The 19,798-nt window shown below is 69.9% G+C and carries 22 protein-coding genes; 8 read left to right on the forward strand and 14 right to left on the reverse strand.

Going from position 1 to position 19,798, the window contains the following annotated elements:
* The first annotated feature begins 1 nt into the window (after window position 1).
* The gene (locus E9934_RS09515) at window positions 2–2,536 is read left to right on the forward strand and encodes an ABC transporter permease (RefSeq protein WP_136562667.1); all 2,535 of its coding nucleotides are present in this window, start codon (window positions 2–4) and stop codon (window positions 2,534–2,536) included.
* Here the strand turns inward: E9934_RS09515 and E9934_RS09520 are convergent, their stop codons facing one another.
* Window positions 2,537–4,135 carry an ABC-F family ATP-binding cassette domain-containing protein gene (locus E9934_RS09520; RefSeq protein WP_136562668.1) on the reverse strand — a complete coding sequence of 533 codons (1,599 nt, stop codon included), beginning with the start codon at window positions 4,133–4,135 and terminating at the stop codon, window positions 2,537–2,539. It lies immediately after the preceding gene.
* Window positions 4,136–4,205: 70 nt separating this feature from the next.
* Between E9934_RS09520 and E9934_RS09525 the strand changes: the two genes are divergently transcribed.
* Window positions 4,206–5,177 carry a neutral zinc metallopeptidase gene (locus tag E9934_RS09525; protein ID WP_238694868.1) on the forward strand — a complete coding sequence of 324 codons (972 nt, stop codon included), beginning with the start codon at window positions 4,206–4,208 and terminating at the stop codon, window positions 5,175–5,177.
* A gap of 16 nt (window positions 5,178–5,193) precedes the next feature.
* On the opposite strand, the gene E9934_RS09530 is transcribed toward E9934_RS09525, so the two are convergent.
* Window positions 5,194–6,114, reverse strand: coding sequence for a phosphotransferase family protein (locus E9934_RS09530; protein ID WP_136562669.1), 921 nt, complete (start codon window positions 6,112–6,114; stop codon window positions 5,194–5,196).
* 76 nt (window positions 6,115–6,190) lie between these two features.
* On the opposite strand from E9934_RS09530, the gene E9934_RS09535 reads away from it, so the two are divergent.
* Window positions 6,191–6,670, forward strand: coding sequence for a GNAT family N-acetyltransferase (locus E9934_RS09535; protein WP_193556889.1), 480 nt, complete (start codon window positions 6,191–6,193; stop codon window positions 6,668–6,670).
* Here the strand turns inward: E9934_RS09535 and E9934_RS09540 are convergent.
* Entirely contained in the window at window positions 6,627–7,259 is a 633-nt protein-coding gene (locus E9934_RS09540; RefSeq protein ID WP_136562671.1) for an acVLRF1 family peptidyl-tRNA hydrolase, read from the reverse strand. The genes E9934_RS09535 and E9934_RS09540 overlap by 44 nt on opposite strands.
* Window positions 7,260–7,309: 50 nt before the next feature.
* On the opposite strand from E9934_RS09540, the gene E9934_RS09545 reads away from it, so the two are divergent.
* Both E9934_RS09545 and E9934_RS09550 read left to right on the forward strand, forming a co-directional pair.
* On the forward strand, window positions 7,310–7,813 hold the full coding sequence (locus E9934_RS09545; protein ID WP_202977258.1) for an SRPBCC family protein: 504 nt from the start codon (window positions 7,310–7,312) through the stop codon (window positions 7,811–7,813).
* Between the two features lie 25 nt (window positions 7,814–7,838).
* Entirely contained in the window at window positions 7,839–8,378 is a 540-nt protein-coding gene (locus tag E9934_RS09550) for a hypothetical protein (RefSeq protein ID WP_136562672.1), read from the forward strand.
* A gap of 142 nt (window positions 8,379–8,520) precedes the next feature.
* Here E9934_RS09550 and E9934_RS20245 read toward each other — a convergent pair whose 3' ends face one another.
* The 10 genes from E9934_RS20245 to E9934_RS09600 all read right to left on the reverse strand — a co-directional run bounded on the left by E9934_RS20245 (window position 8,521) and on the right by E9934_RS09600 (window position 16,042).
* A complete protein-coding gene (locus E9934_RS20245) occupies window positions 8,521–8,886 on the reverse strand; it encodes a metal-sulfur cluster assembly factor (RefSeq protein WP_425576961.1) in 366 nt (121 codons plus the stop codon).
* 74 nt (window positions 8,887–8,960) lie between these two features.
* The gene (gene sufU / locus E9934_RS09560; RefSeq protein WP_136562674.1) at window positions 8,961–9,419 is read right to left on the reverse strand and encodes a Fe-S cluster assembly sulfur transfer protein SufU; all 459 of its coding nucleotides are present in this window, start codon (window positions 9,417–9,419) and stop codon (window positions 8,961–8,963) included.
* A gap of 2 nt (window positions 9,420–9,421) precedes the next feature.
* Window positions 9,422–10,687, reverse strand: a complete 1,266-nt coding sequence (locus tag E9934_RS09565; protein WP_136562675.1) for a cysteine desulfurase — start codon at window positions 10,685–10,687, stop codon at window positions 9,422–9,424.
* Window positions 10,688–10,745: 58 nt separating this feature from the next.
* Window positions 10,746–11,504, reverse strand: a complete 759-nt coding sequence (gene sufC / locus E9934_RS09570) for a Fe-S cluster assembly ATPase SufC (protein ID WP_136562676.1) — start codon at window positions 11,502–11,504, stop codon at window positions 10,746–10,748.
* Entirely contained in the window at window positions 11,501–11,836 is a 336-nt protein-coding gene (locus tag E9934_RS09575) for a non-heme iron oxygenase ferredoxin subunit (RefSeq protein WP_136562677.1), read from the reverse strand. The genes sufC and E9934_RS09575 overlap by 4 nt, the downstream gene beginning before the upstream one ends.
* Window positions 11,833–12,996 (reverse strand): Fe-S cluster assembly protein SufD, encoded by a 1,164-nt coding sequence (gene sufD / locus E9934_RS09580; protein ID WP_238694869.1) that lies wholly within the window; start codon window positions 12,994–12,996, stop codon window positions 11,833–11,835. The genes E9934_RS09575 and sufD overlap by 4 nt, the downstream gene beginning before the upstream one ends.
* A gap of 96 nt (window positions 12,997–13,092) precedes the next feature.
* Window positions 13,093–14,511 carry a Fe-S cluster assembly protein SufB gene (gene sufB, locus E9934_RS09585; RefSeq protein ID WP_136562679.1) on the reverse strand — a complete coding sequence of 473 codons (1,419 nt, stop codon included), beginning with the start codon at window positions 14,509–14,511 and terminating at the stop codon, window positions 13,093–13,095.
* Window positions 14,508–15,197 carry a helix-turn-helix transcriptional regulator gene (locus E9934_RS09590; RefSeq protein ID WP_379191727.1) on the reverse strand — a complete coding sequence of 230 codons (690 nt, stop codon included), beginning with the start codon at window positions 15,195–15,197 and terminating at the stop codon, window positions 14,508–14,510. Before E9934_RS09590 ends, sufB begins: the two co-directional genes overlap by 4 nt.
* An 85-nt stretch (window positions 15,198–15,282) precedes the next feature.
* Entirely contained in the window at window positions 15,283–15,684 is a 402-nt protein-coding gene (locus E9934_RS09595) for a hypothetical protein (RefSeq protein WP_136562681.1), read from the reverse strand.
* Window positions 15,677–16,042, reverse strand: a complete 366-nt coding sequence (locus E9934_RS09600; protein ID WP_136562682.1) for a hypothetical protein — start codon at window positions 16,040–16,042, stop codon at window positions 15,677–15,679. The genes E9934_RS09595 and E9934_RS09600 overlap by 8 nt, the downstream gene beginning before the upstream one ends.
* An 85-nt stretch (window positions 16,043–16,127) precedes the next feature.
* Here E9934_RS09600 and E9934_RS09605 point away from each other — a divergent pair, with 85 nt between their 5' ends.
* From E9934_RS09605 to E9934_RS09615, 3 genes are read left to right on the forward strand one after another with little or no spacing between them, the layout of a single operon-like run.
* Complete coding sequence (locus E9934_RS09605; protein ID WP_136562683.1) at window positions 16,128–17,063, forward strand: ABC transporter ATP-binding protein; 936 nt, start codon at window positions 16,128–16,130, stop codon at window positions 17,061–17,063.
* Window positions 17,060–17,842 carry an ABC transporter permease gene (locus E9934_RS09610; protein WP_136562684.1) on the forward strand — a complete coding sequence of 261 codons (783 nt, stop codon included), beginning with the start codon at window positions 17,060–17,062 and terminating at the stop codon, window positions 17,840–17,842. Before E9934_RS09605 ends, E9934_RS09610 begins: the two co-directional genes overlap by 4 nt.
* A 2-nt stretch (window positions 17,843–17,844) precedes the next feature.
* A complete protein-coding gene (locus tag E9934_RS09615) occupies window positions 17,845–18,729 on the forward strand; it encodes a COX15/CtaA family protein (protein ID WP_238694870.1) in 885 nt (294 codons plus the stop codon).
* Between the two features lie 10 nt (window positions 18,730–18,739).
* Here E9934_RS09615 and E9934_RS09620 read toward each other — a convergent pair whose 3' ends face one another.
* Window positions 18,740–19,696: a heme o synthase gene (locus tag E9934_RS09620; protein WP_379191701.1), complete on the reverse strand. Its 957-nt coding sequence runs from the start codon at window positions 19,694–19,696 to the stop codon at window positions 18,740–18,742.
* Between the last annotated feature and the right edge of the window lie 102 nt (window positions 19,697–19,798).

The raw sequence follows: 19,798 nt of genomic DNA on the forward strand, positions 1-19,798 counted from the left end.
CATGGTCGGCCTCACCCTGCGCAACCTCCTCGCGCGCAAGGTCAGGTTGCTGATGAGCGGCCTGGCCGTGGTCATCGGCGTGGCCTTCCTGGCCGGCGTCCTCGTTTTCAGCAACGGACTGTCGACCACCTTCGACTCGATCATCTACGGCTCGACGCCCGACGGCGTCGTCCGCGCCCAGGACACCGACGAGTTCAGCGGCGGGATGTCCGGCCAGTCGGATGCGGTGCTGACCCCCGACGTGGTCGCCGAGCTGGCCGAGCTGCCCGAGGTCGAGCGCGCCGACGGTGACATCTACGGCGCCGGACTCAACCTGCTCGCCAGCGACGGCACCCTGGTCGGTGGCACGGGCGCGCCCACGCTGTCGTTCAACTACCACGACGCGCCCAACATGGACGGCGAGCAGATCCTGTTCCTCGACGCCGGTCGGTGGCCCACGGCCAACGACGAGATCGTGCTCGACGAGGGGGCGGCCGAGGCCGGTGGCTACGAGCTCGGCGACGAGGTCGAGCTGCTGGCGCCGTTCGGCGACGTGAACAGGACCGCCCGGCTGGTCGGGACGGCGGAGTTCAACGGCGGCGGCACGGCAGGCGCGACCCTGCTGATCTTCTCGACCGCCGGCGCCCAGGAGCTCTTCTTCGACGGCGAGGACGTCTTCAACCGGGTCAGCCTCACCGCGGCCGAGGGCGTCACGCAGCAGGAGCTCGCCGACGCCGCACAGGCCGTCCTGCCCGACGGTTTCGAGGCGGCGACGGGCGACCAGGTCGCCGATGAGTCCCAGGACGCGATCGGGTCGTTCCTCGGCATCATCCAGACCTTCCTGACGGTCTTCGCGATCATCGCGGTGATCGTCGGTGGATTCATCATCGTCAACACGTTCACGATCCTGGTGGCCCAGCGCAGCCGCGAGCTGGCCCTGCTGCGGGCCCTCGGCGCCTCACGCGGCCAGGTGTCCCGGTCGGTCCTGATCGAGGCCTTCGTGCTGGCGGTCGTCGCCTCGACGATCGCGATCGGCCTCGGCCTCCTCCTCGCCCGAGGTCTCGCGGCGCTGCTCAGCGTCGTCGGTCTCGATGTCTCGGGGAGTGCGCTCGACCTCACCGCCGACGCCGCGATCACCAGCTATGCGGTCGGCATCGGTGTCACCATGGCCGCGGCCTGGCTGCCGGCTCGGCGGGCCGGCAGGGTCGCGCCGGTAGCGGCGATGCGGGCCGATGCCGCACCTGCGATCGGTGGTCTGCGCCGCCGGGTGATCGTCGGGAGCGTCCTGCTCGCCATGGGCGCCGTCCTGGCCGGCTATGGCGTGGCCCGCAAGGAGACGCTGTGGCTCGGGATCGGCGCCGTGATCTGGATCCTCACCGTCGCCGTCCTCAGCTCGGTGATCGGCAAGCCGCTGCTGCTCGCCTGCCGCAGCCTCTTCGCGGGCCTGTTCGGCACGACGGGGCGGCTCGCAGGGGAGAACGCGCTGCGTGATCCTCGCCGGACGGGAGCCACCGCGTCGGCGCTGATGATCGGCCTCGCTCTGGTGTCGACCATCGGGGTCCTGGCGGCCTCGCTCAACAAGTCGGTCGACGACCTCGTCGACGAGCAGTTCACCTCCGACCTCCTCGTCCAGAGCACGACCTTCCTGCCGTTCTCCACCGAGATCGGCGACGAGATCAGCCAGATCGACGGTGTCGGCGTGATGAGCCGCCAGCAGTTCACGACGGCGAAGATCGGTGACGACACCGCCTACCTCACCGGCGTCGACGACCAGTTCGACGACGTCTACCAGCTCGAGATGATCGACGGCACCCAGGAGATGACCGGGGACCAGACCGTCGTGAGCGAGGACTTCGCCGACAGGTACGACGTCGGCCTCGGCGACAAGGTCGAGCTGCGATTCCAGGGCGGGGTCGCCCTCACCCCCACGATCGTCGGCGTCAGCGCAGGATCCGAGGTCGTGGGTGCGGTCACCGTGCCGCTGGACCAGCTCGGCGACGCCGGCGTGGTCCGGCAGGACACGGCCCTCAGCATCCTGCTCGCGCCCGGCGCCGATGCCGACCGCGTCTACGACGAGATCGACGAGGCCGCGAAGGCCGTCCCGATCGTCGCCGTCTATGACAAGGAGGAGTTCGCCGAGAGCATTCGCGGGCAGGTCAACCAACTGCTCTACATGATCTACGGACTGCTCGCGCTCGCCATCGTCATCGCCGTGATCGGCATCGTGAACACGCTGGGACTCAGCGTCATCGAGCGGACCCGGGAGGTCGGGCTGCTCCGGGCCGTGGGCATGAGTCGGAGCAGGCTGCGGCGCATGATCACGCTCGAGTCGGTCACGATCGCCGTCCTCGGTGCTGCGCTCGGCATGGCGCTGGGCGTGGTCATCGGGGTGCTGCTGCAGCGTGCACTCGCCGACGACCTGACCAGTCTGGCGGTGCCACTGGGACAGCTGGCGGTCTTCCTGGTGATCGCAGTGGTGGTGGGTGTCCTCGCGGCGGTGATTCCCGCCCACCGGGCTGCGAGGCTCAACGTGCTGTCCGCCATCGCGACCGAGTGATCAGGCGAGCGAGACCAGGTCGGCGTAGTCCGGGCTCCAGAGGTCCTCGACGCCGTCGGGGAGGATGAGCACCCGGTCGGGCTCGAGGGCGTGCACCGCGCCCTCGTCGTGGGTGACCAGCACGATCGCGCCCTCATAGCGGCGGATCGCGCCGAGCACCTCCTCGCGCGAGGCCGGGTCGAGGTTGTTGGTCGGCTCGTCGAGCAGCAGGACGTTGGCTGCGGAGACGACGAGTGAGGCAAGGGCGAGACGGGTCTTCTCGCCACCGGACAGGACTCCGGCCGGCTTGTGCACGTCGTCGCCGGTGAAGAGGAAGGAGCCGAGCACCGAGCGCGCCTCGGTGTCGGTGAGCTCGGGCGCCGCGGACTGCATGTTCTCCAGCACGCTGCGACCGACGTCGAGGGTCTCGTGCTCCTGGGCGTAGTAGCCGACCTTCAAACCGTGACCGGCCACGACCTCGCCGGTGTCCGGCTCGTCGACGCCCGCGAGGATGCGGAGCATGGTGGTCTTCCCCGCGCCGTTGAGGCCGAGGATGACGACCCGCGACCCCTTGTCGATCGCGAGGTCGACCGCCGTGAAGACCTCCAGCGCGCCGTAGGAGCGCGACAGGTCGTGGGCCGTGAGAGGCGTCTTGCCGCACGGTGCCGGGCTGGGGAACTTGATCGCCGCGACCTTCTCGGCCTGGCGCTCGCCCTCGACGCCCTCCATGAGGCGCTCGGCACGCTTGAGCATCTGCTGCGCGGCGCTGGCCTTGGTGGCCTTGGCGCGCATCTTGTTGGCCTGGTCGGTGAGCGTCTTCGCCTTGTTCTGGGCGTTCATCAGCTCACGCTTGCGGCGGGCCTCGTCGGTCTCGCGCTGGGTGAGGTAGTTCTTCCACCCCATGTTGTAGATGTCGATGACCTCGCGGTTGGCGTCCAGGTGGAAGACCTTGTTGACGGTCTGCTCGAGCAGCGCGTTGTCGTGGGAGATCACGATGAAGCCACCCTTGTAGGACTTCATCCAGTCCCGCAGCCACGTGATCGAGTCGGCGTCGAGGTGGTTGGTCGGCTCGTCGAGGACGAGGACCTCGGCGCTGGAGAAGAGGATCCGCGCCAGCTCCACCCGACGGCGCTGACCGCCGGACAGCGTGCCCAGCGGCTGCTCCATCAGCCGGTCCGGGATGCCCAGGCTCTGCGCGATCTGCAACGCCTCGGTCTCCGCGGCGTAGCCACCGCCGGCGTCGAGCTCGTCCTGGGCGCGCTGGAACTTGCGGAAGGCCTTATCGCGCTCGTCGGGGTCGTCGGAGGCCATCGCGACCTCGGCGGCCCGCATCCGTCGTACGGCGTCGTCGAGGCCGCGCGCGGAGAGGATCCGGTCACGCACGATCACGTCCGGGTCACCGACGCGGGGGTCCTGCGGCAGGTAGCCGAGCTCGCCGGTGTTGGTGACGGAGCCGGCGGCCGGCAGCACGTCGCCGGCGAGCACCTTGGTGAGGGTGGTCTTCCCGGCGCCGTTGCGACCGACGAGACCGACCTTGTCCCCCGGGCCGACCCGGAAGCTGACGTTGTCCATGAGGAGCCGGGCACCGACCCGGACCTCGAGCTGGTGCACGTTGATCATGACGTGCACCAGTCTCCCACGCGGCTCACGACACCCCCTAAACCGCGGCACGGTGCCCTAGGGTGGCGCTGTGGTGCGATTCAACCCGAAGGCACGGCTCGACCGGTCCCGCGTCAAGGACACCGGTAGGGGTGGCGGCGGAGGCGGTGGAGGCCTCGGCGGCGGCGGAGTGCGGCTGCCCATCCCGGTGGGCAAGGGCGGCATCGGCGGTCTCGTCGTCATCGTGCTCCTGGTGGTCCTCGCGCAGTGCACCGGGCTCGACCTGCTCGGGGGCGGAGGGAGCGGCGGCTCCGGCGGCGCGAACCGACTCTCCAACCTCACCGACCGCTATGCGGAGTGTGAGACCGGTGCCGACGCCAACGACAGCCAGGACTGCGCCCGGCTGGCGATCGAGAACTCCATCACCGGCTACTGGCAGGGCGCCTACGGCGAGCTGTCCGGCTACGACGGCGGGCGGGCCCGGGGCTTCCAGCCGATCGACAGCCTCTACACCTTCACCGGCTCCGTCGACACCGGCTGCGGATCGGCCAGCTCGGCCGTCGGCCCGTTCTACTGCCCGGCCGACGAGTCGATCTATCTCGACACGACGTTCTTCGACGACGTGCTCGAGCGACAGCTCGGTGGACCCGACGGCGGCTTCGTCGAGTTCTACGTCCTGGCCCACGAATACGGTCACCACATCTCCAACCTCATCGGCTCGATGGGACTGGTGACCAGCCAGGAGACTGGTCCGCAGAGCCAGGGCGTCCGGCTGGAGCGCCAGGCCGACTGCTTCGCGGGGATGTGGGCAGCCCACGCCGAGCAGACCGAGGATGTCGACGGCAACGTGCTGATCGAGGACATCACCGACGAGGACATCGAGCTGGCCATCGATGCGGCCGAGGCCGTCGGCGACGACCGGATCCAGGAGCAGACCCAGGGTCAGGCCACTCCCGAGACCTGGACGCACGGGTCGGCCGACCAGCGCCGCTACTGGTTCGACCAGGGATATCGCGGACGCACCTGCGACACCTTCGCGGCCAGGAGTGTCCAGGTCCCCTGACCAGGCGCGGGCCCGGTCACAGGGCAAGCAGTGCCTCCATGTGGCCGAAGGTCCGCTGGAGCGCCCGCAGGTGGGGCGCGACGGCCGGGTGACGATACTTCGACGCCAGTGCCCCCTCCCCGCCTGCGACCCGAGCCAGCGCCCACTCGGCACGACTGAGGGCGGTGTAGACGGCCACGATCCGGGCGCCGAGCACGACCTCGTCCCGATCGGCCAGTTCGTCGGGGAGCCCGAGCAGGTAGGCGTCGAGCAGCGGCTCGAACTCCTCGCGCGATGACAGGGACAGATAGCCGAGGTCGCCCCCGGCGGGCCCGAGACCCAGCGTCCCCCAGTCGATCGCGACGACGTCGTCGCCGTCCCGGCCCGGCAGGTTGTGGTCGGTCGGGTCGCCGTGCTGGGGCACCTGGGGCAGGGCATCCAGCCGGGCTAGCATCGACTCGCGGTGGGACCAGAGGTGGTCGGCAACGTCGGCGACCGTGGTGCGCGCGAGCGTGGGCCAGCCACCGCGCCGGGCGACCCGCTTCAACCGGTCGGCCATCAAGTGGGTCGCCAGAAAGCGGGGGCGGCCCAGGCCGGCCCCGGCGAACCGGCCGAGCGAGAGCGCGAGGAAGAGCCCGCTCGACGCCGACTCCTCGACCCAGTCACGGGTGATGGTGATGCCCGTCGCGTCCTCCTCGACGGAGGCCTGCGCCGCGCGCAGTCCGGGGGTCGCCGTCGTCAGGCCCGTCAGCAGGACATCGGCCTCCCTCCGCCAGTAGCCGACCTGCGCCGGGTCGGACAGCACCGCTGGATCGCCCGGCTCCGGCGCAGCCAGCCTCTTGACCACCACCGGTCGTCCGCCGTGGGCCGTGCGCCACACGCCGACCGTGGACGTGCCCGAGCCGCCGGGGAGGGCCACCCAGTCCGGCTCCGGCTGCCACGGCGACACGCTCGGCATGGTCCGCAAACTAGCCGATGTCGCGCCGAGGGGACCGCCACCACGCCACGAGCAGGCCTCCGGGAGAATGGGCGACGTGCAGATCCAGGTTGACGATCCTCGCCGGCCCGACGTGCTCACGCTCCTCGAGGAGCACCTCGCCGACATGTATGCCACGTCGCCGGCCGAGAGCGTGCACGCCCTCGACCCCGACGCCCTCACCTCCCCCGACATCGTGTTCTGGACCGCGCGCGATGGCGACGACCTCCTGGGCTGCGCCGCGCTGAAGACGCTGTCCGCCGAGCACGCCGAGCTGAAGTCGATGCGCACCGCCACCGCGGCCCGCCGACGTGGCGCGGCGCGGCTCCTGCTCGACCACGTGCTCGCCGAGGCCAGCGCCCGCGGACACCTGCGCGTCAGCCTCGAGACCGGCACCGAGGACTACTTCCGCCCAGCGCGGACGCTCTATGCCGGACGCGGGTTCGTCGAGTGCGAGCCCTTCGAGCCCTACGTGGCGGACCCGCACAGCGTGTTCATGACGCTGCTCCTGGCGCTGCCCGCCCCGGACCGGCGTTGACCACCTCGACGATCACCGCCTGAGCGTCCGCGACCGCACTCTCGAGCACGGCCCGACGGGGTTCCCCCACCAACAGCCAGGGTCCGACGCTCGTGACACCCGCGAGACGTCGGTCGTCGAGGACCTCCGCGACCGCCGTCCGGTCGCCTCCCACCACGACCAGCGGGCTGTCACCGAGGATGCGCACCGCGTGATCGGCGGCGGCCGAGTAGGCCTCGCGCGCTTGGTTGGCGCGGCGCCGGGCGAACCGCTGCTGGGACTGGCCACCGGCCTTCGTGCGCCCCTGGACGTGCCGCTGCCCGACCTTCGACGCCGTGATCGCGTCCGCACTGAGTCGGGCCACGGCGAAGCCGCCCTTGCGCACCAGCAGCACGCCCCAGTCGGGCGGGGGCACGGCTGCCGCTACGAAGTCGTCGGGCAGGCCGTCGTACGACGAGGAGAAGGGGAGCCGGGCGACGAAGGTCGAGCCGTCCTCGGCGCGACCCGAGAGGACGCCCTCCGAGGTCTCCGTCACCACGGAGCCGTGCGACCGGGCGAAATTCTCCACCCACCGCAGCCACCGCGCAGTCGGGACGAGGACGGTCGGCACGGGGATGAACGTACCTGCCGACGAACGAGAACCTGTTCTAGTGTGCCGTCATGGCGACGACCACCCTGCATCCGTGCGACCACGTCGGACTGGACTTCATCGACACCGCATCCCATCGCTTCAGCAACAGCGTCGACCTCGCGATCACCCCCGCCCAGCTGTTCGAGGTGCTGGCCGACGCGACGTCGTGGCCACGCTGGGCGTCAGTGATCACCCATGTCGAGTGGACCACCCCCGAGCCGCGTGGCGTCGGGACGATGCGCACCGTCACCATGCGCGGCGGCCTGCTCGGAGCCGAGGAGTTCATCGCCTGGGAGGAGCACAGCCTGCTTGCGTTTCGCTTCAACGAGGCGTCCGAGAAGCGGATCAAGGCCTTCGCCGAGCGCTACGACGTCGTCGCGACGGCCGATGGCTGCCGCCTGACCTGGACCCTCGCGCTCGAGGTGACCGGCGCCGCCCGCTACACGCTCGCGCCCAGCAAGGCGCTGCTGAACCTCGGCTTCCGGCGCTTCCTCAAGAACCTGCGGAGATACACCGACGAGCAGTACGCCTGAGGCTGCCTTCGCCTACCATCGAGGAGTGCTCCTGCGTCGCGCGTTGCTGCCCGTCCTGATGCTCGCGCTCGTCGCGGCTCCCCTGTCGGGCGCCACGGCACCCGCGGCGGCGGCCTACGACCCCCACTACACGTGGTCCGACAACCCCTCGCCGGTCGTGTTGCTGCTGCCCGAGCGCATGGTGCGGCTGCGCCCGACGACCTTCTGCTGGGAGGCACCCTCCGAGCCCGCCCCCGGAGGGTCGATCGGCACATCGCGATGCGTCGACGGCGCTGAGCCGTCCCGGGCCCGCCTGGCCGACGTCGAGCGGACGGGCAAGATCCGGTTCTGGTTCGGCCGGCCCGGCTGGCGCTGGAGCGCTCGGCTGACCAGCTTCAGCCATCCGCGCCGCGACGCCTGCACCAGCCGGATCCGGCCGGTGCGGGTCTCGGCGCAGCGCTTCGACCTCGCGCCGCCGGCCCTGCGAGGCACCTACCGGGTCCGGATGACCGGACGCGGCCCCGAGGGCGACATGGTCGTCAGCTTCAGCTGGCGCTACGGACGCACACCGGGGCGCTGCTCCTAGTAGTCGATCTGAGGTTTCGAGACGAGCGCGGCCCTGGCCTCAGGTTTCGAGACGATCGGCTCCGGCCTCGCAAGCTCGGCCGGACGCTCCCTCAACCTCTTCGAGCCCACGCAGGGCGCTCGTTCCTCGCGCCCTACTGCTCTCAGACGTTGAAGCCGAGGGCCCGCAGCTGCTCGCGGCCGTCGGGGGTGATCTTGTCGGGGCCCCACGGCGGCATCCAGACCCAGTTGATCGCGACGTCGTTGACGAGGCCCTCGAGCGCGCTGTTGGTCTGGTCGGTGATCACGTCGGTCAGCGGACAGGCGGCCGACGTCAGGGTCATGTCGAGGACGAGGTTCGAGCCTTCGTCGACGTGCATGCCGTAGACGAGTCCGAGGTCGACGACATTGATGCCGAGCTCGGGGTCGACGACGTCCTTCATGGCCTCCTCGATGTCGTCGAGTGCGACGTTCGAGGAGAGGTTGGTCGACTGGGTCAGCAGGCCGCCGGCCTCGGGGACCTCCGGCAGGTCGCTGTGGTCGGCGTGGTGGTGGCCATGACCGTGGTCGTGGTCGTGTCCGTGGTGATCGTGGTCGTGCTGGGTCACTGGTTCTCTCCTCCTGCGATCGCCTGCGCGGTCGCGTCCTTCCATGCCATCCACGACAGCAGCGCGCACTTCACGCGTGCGGGAAACTTCGCCACGCCCGCGAACGCGATGGCGTCCTCGAGCACGTCCTCGTCGGGCTCCACCAGACCCTTGCCCTGCATGAGGGTCAGGAAGTCCTGGTGGATCGCCATCGCGTCGTCGAGCGACTTACCGACCAGGAGGTCGTGCAGCACCGAGGCCGACGCCTGCGAGATCGAGCAGCCGAGCGAGTCGTAGGACACGTCCTCGACGCGGCCCTCGGCGAGGTGCACGCGCAGCGTCACCTCGTCGCCACAGGTGGGGTTGACGTGGTGGACCTCTGCCTCGTGCGGCTCGCGAAGTCCCTTGCCGTGGGGGTTCTTGTAGTGGTCGAGGATGATCTCCTGATAGAGCGCATCCAGGTCTTGTGCCGTCATCGTCAGCCCACCTTGAAATAGGAGCGGGTGTGGTGGAGGGCCTCGATGAGCGCGTCGATCTCGCCCGGCGTCGTGTAGAGGTACGACGACATCCGGGTCGAGCTCTGGACTCCGAACCGGGCGTGCGCGGGCTTCGCGCAGTGGTGACCGGCGCGGACCGCGACGCCGCGGCTGTCCAGGACCTGCGCGATGTCGTGGGGGTGAACGCCCTCCAGCTCGAACGAGATGGCCCCGCCGCGCGACGCCGCGTCGAGCGGGCCCAGGACGGTCAGGCCGGGCACGGTCTGCAGCCCCTCCAGCGCGTAGGCGGTGATGGTCTGCTCATGCAGGTGGACGGCGTCGAGACCCACGTGACCGAGGTACTCGACCGCCGCGCCGAGGCCGATAGCTTCCACGATCGGCGGCGTGCCGGCCTCGAACTTGTGAGGGATGCCGGCGTACGTCGAGCCCTCCATCCGCACCGTCTCGATCATCTCGCCGCCACCCAGGAACGGCGGGAGCGCCTCCAGGACCGCACGCGCGCCCCACAGCACACCGATGCCCGTCGGGCCGACGACCTTGTGACCGGTGAAGGCGAGCAGGTCGGGACGCTCCTCGACCGGCATCGCGGCCAGGTCGATCGGGAGCTGCGGAGCCGCCTGCGAGGCGTCGACCATCACGATCGCACCGACCGAGTGGGCACGGCGGGCGATGTCGGCGACCGGGTTGATCGTGCCGAGCATGTTGGACACCCAGGTCAGCGAGACGACCTTGGTGCGCTCGTTGACCAGCTCGTCGACGTTCGACAGGTCGAGCCGTCCGTCGTCGGTCAGACCGAACCAGCGCAGCCGGGCGCCGGTCCGCTCGGCCAGCATCTGCCACGGCACGATGTTGGAGTGGTGCTCCATCTCGGTGATGAGGATCTCGTCCCCCTCGCCGATCTGCAGCTCTCCGCGCAGTCCGAGCGTGGTGGCCGCCAGGTTGAGCGCCTCCGAGGCGTTCTTGGTGAAGATCACCTCGTCGCGCTCGGGCGCGCCCAGGAACGCCGCGACCTTGTCGCGGGCGGTCTCGAACGCCTCGGTGGACTCAGCACCGAGCTGGTGCATGGCGCGGGCGATGTTCGCGTTGTGCCGCTCGAGGTGGTCGACCATCGTGTCGATCACCACCTGCGGCTTCTGCGAGGTGTTGGCGCTGTCGAGGTAGACCAGCGGCATCCCGCCCGCGAGCGTGCGCTCGAGGATCGGGAAGTCCTTGCGGATGACCTCCAGCTCGGGAAGCAGTCCCTCCATCGCTCGTCCTTTCGTTGGTCGAGTAGCCCGAGCCGCTAGGCGAGGGCGTATCGAGACCTCAGACCGCCGCCGTGAGGAACCGCTCGTAGCCGTTGGCCTCGAGCTCTTCGGCGAGCTCGGGGCCGCCGGACTCGGCGACCTTGCCGGCGACGAACACGTGGACGTGGTCGGGCTTGATGTAGCGCAGGATCCGCGTGTAGTGCGTGATCAGCAGGACGCCCTTGCCGTCGCGCTCGCGGAAGCGGTTGACGCCCTCGGAGACGACCTTGAGCGCGTCGATGTCGAGGCCGGAGTCGGTCTCGTCGAGGATCGCGACCTTCGGGTCGAGCAGGTCGAGCTGGGCGATCTCGTGGCGCTTCTTCTCGCCGCCGGAGAAACCCTCGTTGACCGAGCGCTGCGAGAACGTCGAGTCGAGGTTCATCCGCTCCATCACGGCGTTGACGTCCTTGACCCAGGTGCGCAGCTTGGGCGCCTCGCCGTCGATGGCGGTCTTGGCGGTGCGCAGGAAGTTGGCGACGGAGACGCCGGGCACCTCGACGGGATACTGCATCGCGAGGAACAGGCCGGCGCGGGCGCGCTCGTCCACGGACAGCTCCAGCACGTCCTCGCCGTCGAGGGTCACCGAGCCGCCGGTGATCTCGTAGCGCGGGTGGCCGGCGATGGAGTACGCCAGGGTGGACTTGCCCGAGCCGTTGGGACCCATGATCGCGTGGGTCTCACCGTCGTTGATGGTCAGCGTGACGCCCTTGAGGATCTCCTTGGGGCCGTCGTCGGTCTGGACCTGGACCTGCAGGTCCTCGATCTCGAGCTTGCTCATGATGGGGTCACTCCGTTCAGCGTGGTGTCGACGTCGACGTACACGTAGCCGTCACGTACTTCGACAGGGAAGGTGGCGACCGGCTCGGTCGCCGGGAAGTTCAGGGGCTTGCCGGTGCGCAGGTCGAACGTCGAGCCGTGCAGCCAGCACTCGATCGAGCAGTTGGCGACCTCGCCCTCGCTCAACGCGACGGCGGCGTGCGAGCAGAGGTCCTGCAACGCGAAGACCTCGTCGCCGTCCCGGGCGATCGCCACGTCGTAGCGGTCGACGGTGACGCCGAGCGCCTCGTCGGCCGGTACGTCGGCGAGCGCGCACGCGCGGGCGAAGCTCATGCCAGGTCCTTGAGGACGTTCTTGGCGAGCTCGGTCTCGACGGTCTCCAGCAGCTTCTCCTCGATCGAGGGGATGCCGACCTTGCGGATCAGGTCGTTGAAGAAGCCGTGCACGACCAGGCGCTGCGCCTCCTTCTCCGACACGCCGCGCGAGCGGAGGTAGAACAGCTGCTCGTCGTCGAAGCGCGCGGTGGCCGAGGCATGTCCGGCGCCCTCGATCTCACCCGTCTCGATCTCCAGGTTGGGGACCGAGTCGGCCTGGCAGCCGTCGGTGAGGACGAGGTTGCGGTTCTCCTCGTAGGTCTCGATGCCCTCGGCGACCTTGCGGATCAGGACATTGCCGATCCACACGGTGTGGGCGCCCTGGCCCTGCAGCGCACCCTTGTAGACCACGTTGCTCTTGGTCTTGGGCGCGTTGTGGTCGGCGAAGAGCCGGTGCTCGAGGTGCTGGCCCTCGTCGGCGAAGTAGAGACCGAGCAGCTCGGCCTCGCCGCCGGGGCCGGCGTACTCGACGTTGGCGTGCATCCGGACCAGGTCGCCGCCGAACGAGATCGAGGTGTGCTTGACGTAGGCGTCGCGGCCGACCCGGATCGCGTCGCGGCCGAGGTGAACCGCGTCGTCGTCCCAGTCCTGCAGGCTCAGCACGTTGACCTGGGCACCGTCCCCAATCAGGAACGACGAGATCGCGGAGTAGCGCGCGGAGCCGCTGTGCACCAGGACGATCGTCACCTCGGCGTGCGCGCCTACCCGATAGACCAGCCGGCTCCACACCAGGTCGTCGACCGAGCTGCCGGTGAGCCGGATGACGACCGGCTCGGCGACCACGGCGTCGGCCGGGACGTCCAGCAGCAGGGCGCCACCGGCGTTGGCGGCAGCCAGTGCGGCGGGGCGCTCGTTGGGTGCCAGCTCTCCGAGCTCCACGGCCTGCTCACCGCTGATCTCGGTCAGCGTGACGCCGGCAGGGAGCGTGGTATCCCACTTCAGGCGGGTGTCGGACGCCTCGCCGTCGAGGAGACCGCGCAGCCGCTTGAGCGGGGTGAACCGCCAGACCTCCTCGCGCCCGGTGGGCACGGGGTGGTCGGCCAGGTCGTAGGACGCGGGCGGGTTGAGGTGTGACTCCACACGCTCCACCTCGAGCGCGTCAGTCAGCGTCGTTGTCACGTCATTGCTCTTTCGTAGTCGACTTGTTGGCAGGGACTGTGCCATCGGGCCTTACTCGCGGCCGGCGTGGCGGCGGAGCCGACACGCCAGACGCGGTCAGCCGACAGCGCCCTCCATCTGCAGCTCGATGAGGCGGTTGAGCTCGAGGGCGTACTCCATCGGGAGCTCCTTGGCGATCGGCTCCACGAAGCCGCGGACGATCATCGCCATCGCCTCGTCCTGCTCCATGCCGCGCGACATGAGGTAGAAGAGCTGGTCGTCGGAGACCTTCGAGACGGACGCCTCGTGGCCCATCGACACGTCGTCCTCGCGGATGTCGACGTAGGGGTAGGTGTCGGAACGGCTGATCTGGTCGACGAGCAGCGCGTCGCAGAGCACGTTGGACTTCGAGCCGTGGGCACCCTCGTTGACCTGGATCAGACCGCGGTACGACGTCCGGCCACCACCGCGTGCGACCGACTTGCTCAGGATCGAGCTCGAGGTGTGCGGGGCCGCGTGCACCATCTTGGCGCCGGCGTCCTGGTGCTGACCCTCGCCGGCGAACGCGATCGACAGCGTCTCGCCCTTGGCGTGCTCGCCCATGAGGTAGACGGCGGGGTACTTCATCGTCACCTTGGAGCCGATGTTGCCGTCGACCCACTCCATCGTCGCGCCGGCCTCGCAGACCGCGCGCTTCGTGACGAGGTTGTAGACGTTGTTGGACCAGTTCTGGATGGTCGTGTAGCGGCAGCGGCCGCCCTTCTTGACGATGATCTCGACGACCGCGGAGTGCAGCGAGTCGGAGGAGTAGATCGGCGCGGTGCAGCCCTCGACGTAGTGCACGTAGGCGTCCTCGTCGACGATGATCAGCGTCCGCTCGAACTGGCCCATGTTCTCGGTGTTGATCCGGAAGTAGGCCTGCAGCGGGATGTCGACGTGGACACCCTTCGGCACGTAAATGAACGAGCCACCCGACCACACGGCCGTGTTCAGCGCGGAGAATTTGTTGTCACCGACCGGGATGACCGTGCCGAAGTACTCCTTGAAGAGCTCCGGCTGCTCCTTGAGAGCGGTGTCGGTGTCGAGGAAGAGCACGCCCTGCGCCTCGAGGTCCTCGCGGATCGAGTGGTAGACGACCTCGGACTCGTACTGCGCGGCGACGCCGGCGACGAGGCGCTGCTTCTCCGCCTCCGGGATGCCGAGCTTGTCGTAGGTGTTCTTGATGTCCTCGGGCAGGTCCTCCCAGCTCTGGGCCTGCTTCTCGGAGGAGCGCACGAAGTACTTGATGTTGTCGAAGTCGATCGCCGACAGGTCCGATCCCCAGGTGGGCATGGGCTTGCGGTCGAAGAGCTTCAGGCCCTTCAGGCGCAGGTCGAGCATCCAGCCGGGCTCGTCCTTCTTCGAGGAGATGTCGCGGACGACGTCCTCGTTGAGACCGCGCTTGGCGTTGGCGCCGACGTCGTTCTTGTCGGCCCAGCCGAAGTCGTAGCGGCCGATGCCCTTCAGCTCGGGGTTCAGCTCCTCGATGGAGGTCATGAGACCTGCTCCTTCTTGTTGATTCCTGCGTCGGGGATGCAGGTCGTGCACACCCCGTCGCCATGGGCGATGGTGGCCAGTCGCTGGACGTGCGTGCCGAGGACGCGGCTGATCGCCTCGGTCTCGGCCTCGCACAGCTGCGGGAACTCGTGGGCGACGTGGGAGACCGGGCAGTGCTGCTGGCACAGCTGCTCCCCCACGCTGTGTCCATTGATCGGGGCAAGCTCGCGGACGGTGGCGGCATAGCCCTCGTCGGAGAAGACCATCGCGAGCACCTGTGCCGGGGAGGCCTCCGGGTGGCCTGCCTGGACCTCCGGGAAGCGCGCCTCGATGAACGAGGCCCGTCGCTCGGCGAAGGCCTTGACCGCGTCGGGACCTGCGGTCTCGGCGAGGAAGCGCAGCGCCTCGGTCGCCAGGTCGTCGTACTGCTGGTCGAAGGAGTCGCGACCGCGCTCGGTCAGCGCGAACTCCTTCGCCGGGCGCCCGCGCCCGCGCGCCCCGACCGGTCGGGGGTCACGCGCGTCGACCGCTCCCTCCGCCAGCAGCTGGTCGAGGTGGCGGCGGACGGCGGCAGGCGTCAACTGGAGCCGCTCGGCGAGGGCCGCGGCCGTGGACGGACCGTTGACGAGGATCGACCGGGCGACGCGCTGGCGCGTCGGCTGATCTCCTTCGTCGGGTGTCCGCACGATTTCCACAACGCCAGTGTGCCGTTATTGATTCCGGGCCTTCAAGCAAGGACAGGCTTACTGAGGCGCGCCTAAGAGACCCGCGTCACATCGGTCGCGTGTGCCGCAACCAGGCCAGTCCGGCAAAGGGCAGGACCAGGGGAAGGAAGGCGTAGCCCTGGCCGAAGTGCGACCACACGGTCTTGTCCGGGAACAGGTCGGTGGCCAGGTAGCTCAGGACTCCGACGGAGAGCACGCCGAGCAGCTCCACGGTGACCGCGATGCCGGCGACCCGCCACCCCCAGCGCCCGCCGAGCAGCAGGCAGGTGGTGGCGAGGAGGTAGAGCACGGCCGCGACCAGCGAGAGCGAGTAGGCCAGCGGAGCGCGCTCCGGCTCCATGCCCAGCTGCACCAGTGATCGGCCCGTCGCGGCGACCGCGAAGACGCCGTAGACGAAGACCAGCGCCCGCCCCCAGCCCTCGGCGAGCACCTGGGCCGGCTCAGCCACCGGTCGCTCCCCAGATGTCCCAGACCCTGAGCTCGAGCCCGGCGACCGTCGCGACGGCGAGCAGCAGGATCGATGTCCCGACCCGTGACCGCTCGGCCAGCGAGAAGAAGGCGCCGACGATGGGCACGAGGACCAGGGTCACGAGGTAGCTGACGAACACCACTCCCTCGACCTCACGGTCGGTCCGTCCCAGCGCAACCGCGCCGCCGACCAGCTGCGCGACGAGGGCGACCTCGATCACGCCCATGGCGATGAAGTGGCTGTCCTGGGCGGCTCGGTCCCGGGCGAGGTCGATGGCGAGCACCACGGCGGCGACGCCGCACAGGGCGATGACCACGCCGTAGGACCACTCAGTCACGGGCCTCAGCGTAGAGGTCCCGGCGGCGTTCCACGCCGTCGCACCCGATGCGGGCGCGACGTCACTCGCCGCCTAGACTCCGGGCGTGCCCGCAGGTCCCGCCGTCCTCGTCGACGGCCTGGTGATGCGGTACGGCGACCGCACCGCCGTGGACTCACTTTCCTTCGAGGTCGAGGCCCACACCATCACGGCCGTGCTCGGCCCCAACGGTGCTGGCAAGACCACCACCCTGGAGACCTGCGAGGGCTACCGGCGCGCCCAGGCGGGCAAGGTCCGGGTCCTCGGCCTGGACCCGGTCCGCGACCGGGCCGCGCTGCTCCCCCGGATCGGCGTGATGCTGCAGTCCGGCGGCGCGTGGAGCGGAGCGCGGGCCGAGGAGATGCTGCGCCACTTCGCCCGCCTGCACGCCCACCCGCTCGAACCCGCCGTCCTGATCGAGCGACTCGCCCTGGACGAGTGCGGACGCACTCCCTATCGCCGACTCTCCGGCGGTCAGCAGCAACGCCTCGGCCTCGCGCTCGCACTCGTCGGACGCCCGGAGCTGGTCTTCGTCGACGAGCCCACCGCCGGCCTGGACCCCCAGATCCGCCGCGCGGTCTGGGAGCTGCTCGAGGAGCTGCGCGCAGACGGCGTCACCGTCGTCCTCACGACGCACTACCTCGAGGAGGCGGAGCGGCTCGCCGACAAGGTGCACATCCTCGATCACGGACGCCTCGTCGCCTCCGGCTCCCCGCTCGAGCTGACCCGCGGCGGCACGGTCGCCACCGTCCGGCTGGTCGTCACGCAGCCGTTCCCGCCCGGCGCCCCCGAGGCGCTCGCCCGCAGCCTCGGCGACGGCACCGAGCTCACCGTGCTCGACGAGCTGAGCCTCCAGGTCTCCGGCCCGGCCGACAGCTCCACCCTGGCGCGGGTCGCTGCGTGGTGTGCCGACCACGACGTCCTGCCCGAGTCGCTCTCCCTGGGACAACGCAACCTCGAGGACGTCTTCCTCGAGCTGACTGCTCGCGAGGACGTCCGATGACCACCCCGGCAAGGGCCACGTTCGCGCCGCGCCCGGGCGCGGCGCCCGTGGCCCAGCAGCTGCTCACGCAGGCCGGGATGGAGGCGCGCCTGATGCTGCGCAACGGCGAGCAGCTGCTCCTCGCCCTCGTGATCCCCGTGATGGTGCTCGTCGGCGCCGTCCAGGGCGCCGAACGCGTGGGCCTCGACCTCGACGGGCGACCGGTGGACGTGTTCACGCCCGGCGTGCTCGCCCTCGCCGCCCTGTCCACCGCCTTCACCTCGCTCGCCATCGCGACCGGGTTCGAGCGCCGCTACGGCATCCTCAAGCGGCTCGGCACGGCTCCCCTCTCCCGGATGACCCTGCTCGGCGGCAAGGTGCTCGCACTCCTGGCGGTCCAGGTGCTCCAGTTCGTCGTCATCGGCGGCGTCGGCGTCGCGCTCGGCTGGGACGGACCCGACGGGATCGTCGGCCACCTGGGCGTACTGCTCGCCGCCCTCTGCGGCACCGCGGCCTTCGCCTCGCTCGGCATGCTGCTGGCCGGCACGCTGCGCGCGGAGGCCACGCTCGCCGCCGCCAACCTGGTCTATCTGCTGCTGCTCGGCGGCGGTGCCGTCGTACTCCCGGCGGAGGCATACGGCGGCCTCGAGTCGTGGGTCACCTGGCTGCCCTCCGGCGCCCTCGGCGAGGCGATGAGGTCGGCCTGCGACGGCACCATCGACGCCGGACATCTCGTCGTCCTCGTCCTCTGGGCGGCGCTGGGCACGGCCCTGACCGCCCGAACCTTCAAGTGGGAGTGAATGTGTCGTCCCTGCTGACCCGCGCCGAGACCGGTCTGGGGCCCCGGCTGGTGCCGCTCGCCTGGGCCAACCTCCTCGCCAACATCGGCATCGTCGTCACGGGTGGTGCCGTTCGGCTGACCGGTTCCGGCCTCGGCTGCCCCACCTGGCCGCAGTGCACCGACGAGTCCTACCTGCCACACGGTGAGCTCGGTCTGCACGGCGCCATCGAGTTCGGCAACCGCATGCTGACCTATGTCCTCGTCGCGATCGCCGTCGCGTGCTGGCTCGCGGCGCGCGGCCGGTCTGCGGAGCACCCGCGCGCCGTGCCGCTGACGACGATCATCGCGCTGGGCATCCCCGCCCAGGCGCTGCTCGGCGGCGTCACGGTCCTGACCGACCTCAACCCCTGGATCGTGGCGCTCCACCTGCTGCTGTCGATGGCCATCGTCGGCATCTGCGTGCTGCTGCTCGACCACCTCCGTGGCCCCGACCGCCCGGAAGTCGTCGGTCCGCTGCGGCGCGCCGTGGCTGCGGCCTTCGCCGTCGGCTGGGTGGTGCTCTATCTCGGCACGGTCGTCACCGGCTCCGGCCCGCACTCCGGTGACCTGGAGTCCAAGCGCACCGGACTGGACCCGCAGGTGATGTCCCACGTGCACGCCTGGGCCGTCTACGTGCTCCTCGCGCTGACCCTGCTGGTGCTGTGGTGGTCGCACCGGGCCGGAGCCACGGTCCTTTTCCGTGCCGCCCGGCTGCTGCTCCTGGTCGAGGTCGGCCAGGGCGTGATCGGATTCTGGCAGTACTTCACCGACCTGCCCGAGATCCTCGTCGGCCTGCACATGCTCGGCGCCGGGATCTTCTCCGCCGCCCTCACCTGGACCCTGCTGGCCGCGCGGCCGCGGGGCTAGCACCCGGTCGTCAGCGCAACAGCGGGTCGATCGCGACCGCGAGGAACAGCAGCGACAGGTAGAGGTTCGAGGAGTGGAACAGCCGCATCGGCTGGAGCAGGCTCAGCTCCTCGGTGCTCCTCGCCCGGCGGTGCAGTGCGTGGGCCTGGACGAGGAAGACTGCGCCGAGCGCCACCGCGACGATCGGGTAGACGAGGCCCGTCCCGGCGACCGGCCACAGCACGAGTGAGGTCGCGACCATCACCCAGCTGTAGACGACGATCTGGAACGCGACCGAGCGCGCCGGCTTCACCACCGGCAGCATCGGCACGTCGACCTGGGCGTAGTCCTCGCGGTAGCGCAGCGCCAGCGCCCACGTGTGCGGCGGCGTCCAGAAGAACACCACGAGGAAGAGCACGATCGGCACCCACGACAACTCGTCCTTGACGGCCGTCCAGCCGATCAGGGCCGGGAAACAGCCGGCGATCCCGCCCCACACGATGTTCTGCGTCGTACGGCGCTTCAGCAGCATCGTGTAGACGAACACGTAGAACGCGTTGGCACCGAGCGACAGGCCCGCAGAGAGCCAGTTCACCTGCCAGGCGAGGATCGCGGTCGACAGCACGGCGAGCACGACGCCGAACACCAGCGCCGCCCGAGGGGTCACGATGTGACGGGGAAGCGCGCGACGACGGGTGCGTCGCATCTGCTCGTCGATGTCGCGGTCGTAGACGCAGTTGAACACCGAGGCCGATCCGGCCGACAGGGTCCCGCCGATGACTGTCGCGACCACGAGACGCAGCGGCGGCACGCCGCCCGCGGCGAAGAACATCACGGGCACCGTGGTCAGCAGCAGGAGCTCGATCACGCGCGGCTTGGTGAGGCCGACGTAGGCCATCACGACGTCGCGCCACGAAGCCTGCTCGGCGTCCCGTCGTCCTCCGTCGTCAGCCAGCAGATCGCGGCTGGTCGGGTCGACGTAGGTCACGACGTACTTCCTCGTGGGACGGGGATCAGAGCGGTCCGAGTGTAGCCCCAGCGACCCGTTTGGGAGGCACCGAGGCGATGTCGGCATCCCCGCGGTCACTCA

Origin of the sequence: Nocardioides caeni (assembly GCF_004912195.1) — a bacterium.
GTDB lineage: Bacteria > Actinomycetota > Actinomycetes > Propionibacteriales > Nocardioidaceae > Nocardioides > Nocardioides caeni.

Excerpts from the sequence above, each read along its gene's own strand:
- sufC (WP_136562676.1), bottom strand. The coding sequence starts at position 11,504 with ATGAGCAAGCTCGAGATCGAGGACCTGCAGGTCCAGGTCCAGACCGAC.
- E9934_RS09610 (WP_136562684.1), top strand. The coding sequence starts at position 17,060 with ATGACCACCCCGGCAAGGGCCACGTTCGCGCCGCGCCCGGGCGCGGCG.
- E9934_RS09545 (WP_202977258.1), top strand. The coding sequence starts at position 7,310 with ATGGCGACGACCACCCTGCATCCGTGCGACCACGTCGGACTGGACTTC.
- E9934_RS09515 (WP_136562667.1), top strand. The coding sequence starts at position 2 with ATGGTCGGCCTCACCCTGCGCAACCTCCTCGCGCGCAAGGTCAGGTTG.
- sufB (WP_136562679.1), bottom strand. The coding sequence starts at position 14,511 with ATGACCTCCATCGAGGAGCTGAACCCCGAGCTGAAGGGCATCGGCCGC.
- E9934_RS09575 (WP_136562677.1), bottom strand. The coding sequence starts at position 11,836 with ATGAGCTTCGCCCGCGCGTGCGCGCTCGCCGACGTACCGGCCGACGAG.
- sufU (WP_136562674.1), bottom strand. The coding sequence starts at position 9,419 with ATGACGGCACAAGACCTGGATGCGCTCTATCAGGAGATCATCCTCGAC.
- E9934_RS09565 (WP_136562675.1), bottom strand. The coding sequence starts at position 10,687 with ATGGAGGGACTGCTTCCCGAGCTGGAGGTCATCCGCAAGGACTTCCCG.
- E9934_RS09520 (WP_136562668.1), bottom strand. The coding sequence starts at position 4,135 with ATGATCAACGTGCACCAGCTCGAGGTCCGGGTCGGTGCCCGGCTCCTC.
- E9934_RS09530 (WP_136562669.1), bottom strand. The coding sequence starts at position 6,114 with ATGCCGAGCGTGTCGCCGTGGCAGCCGGAGCCGGACTGGGTGGCCCTC.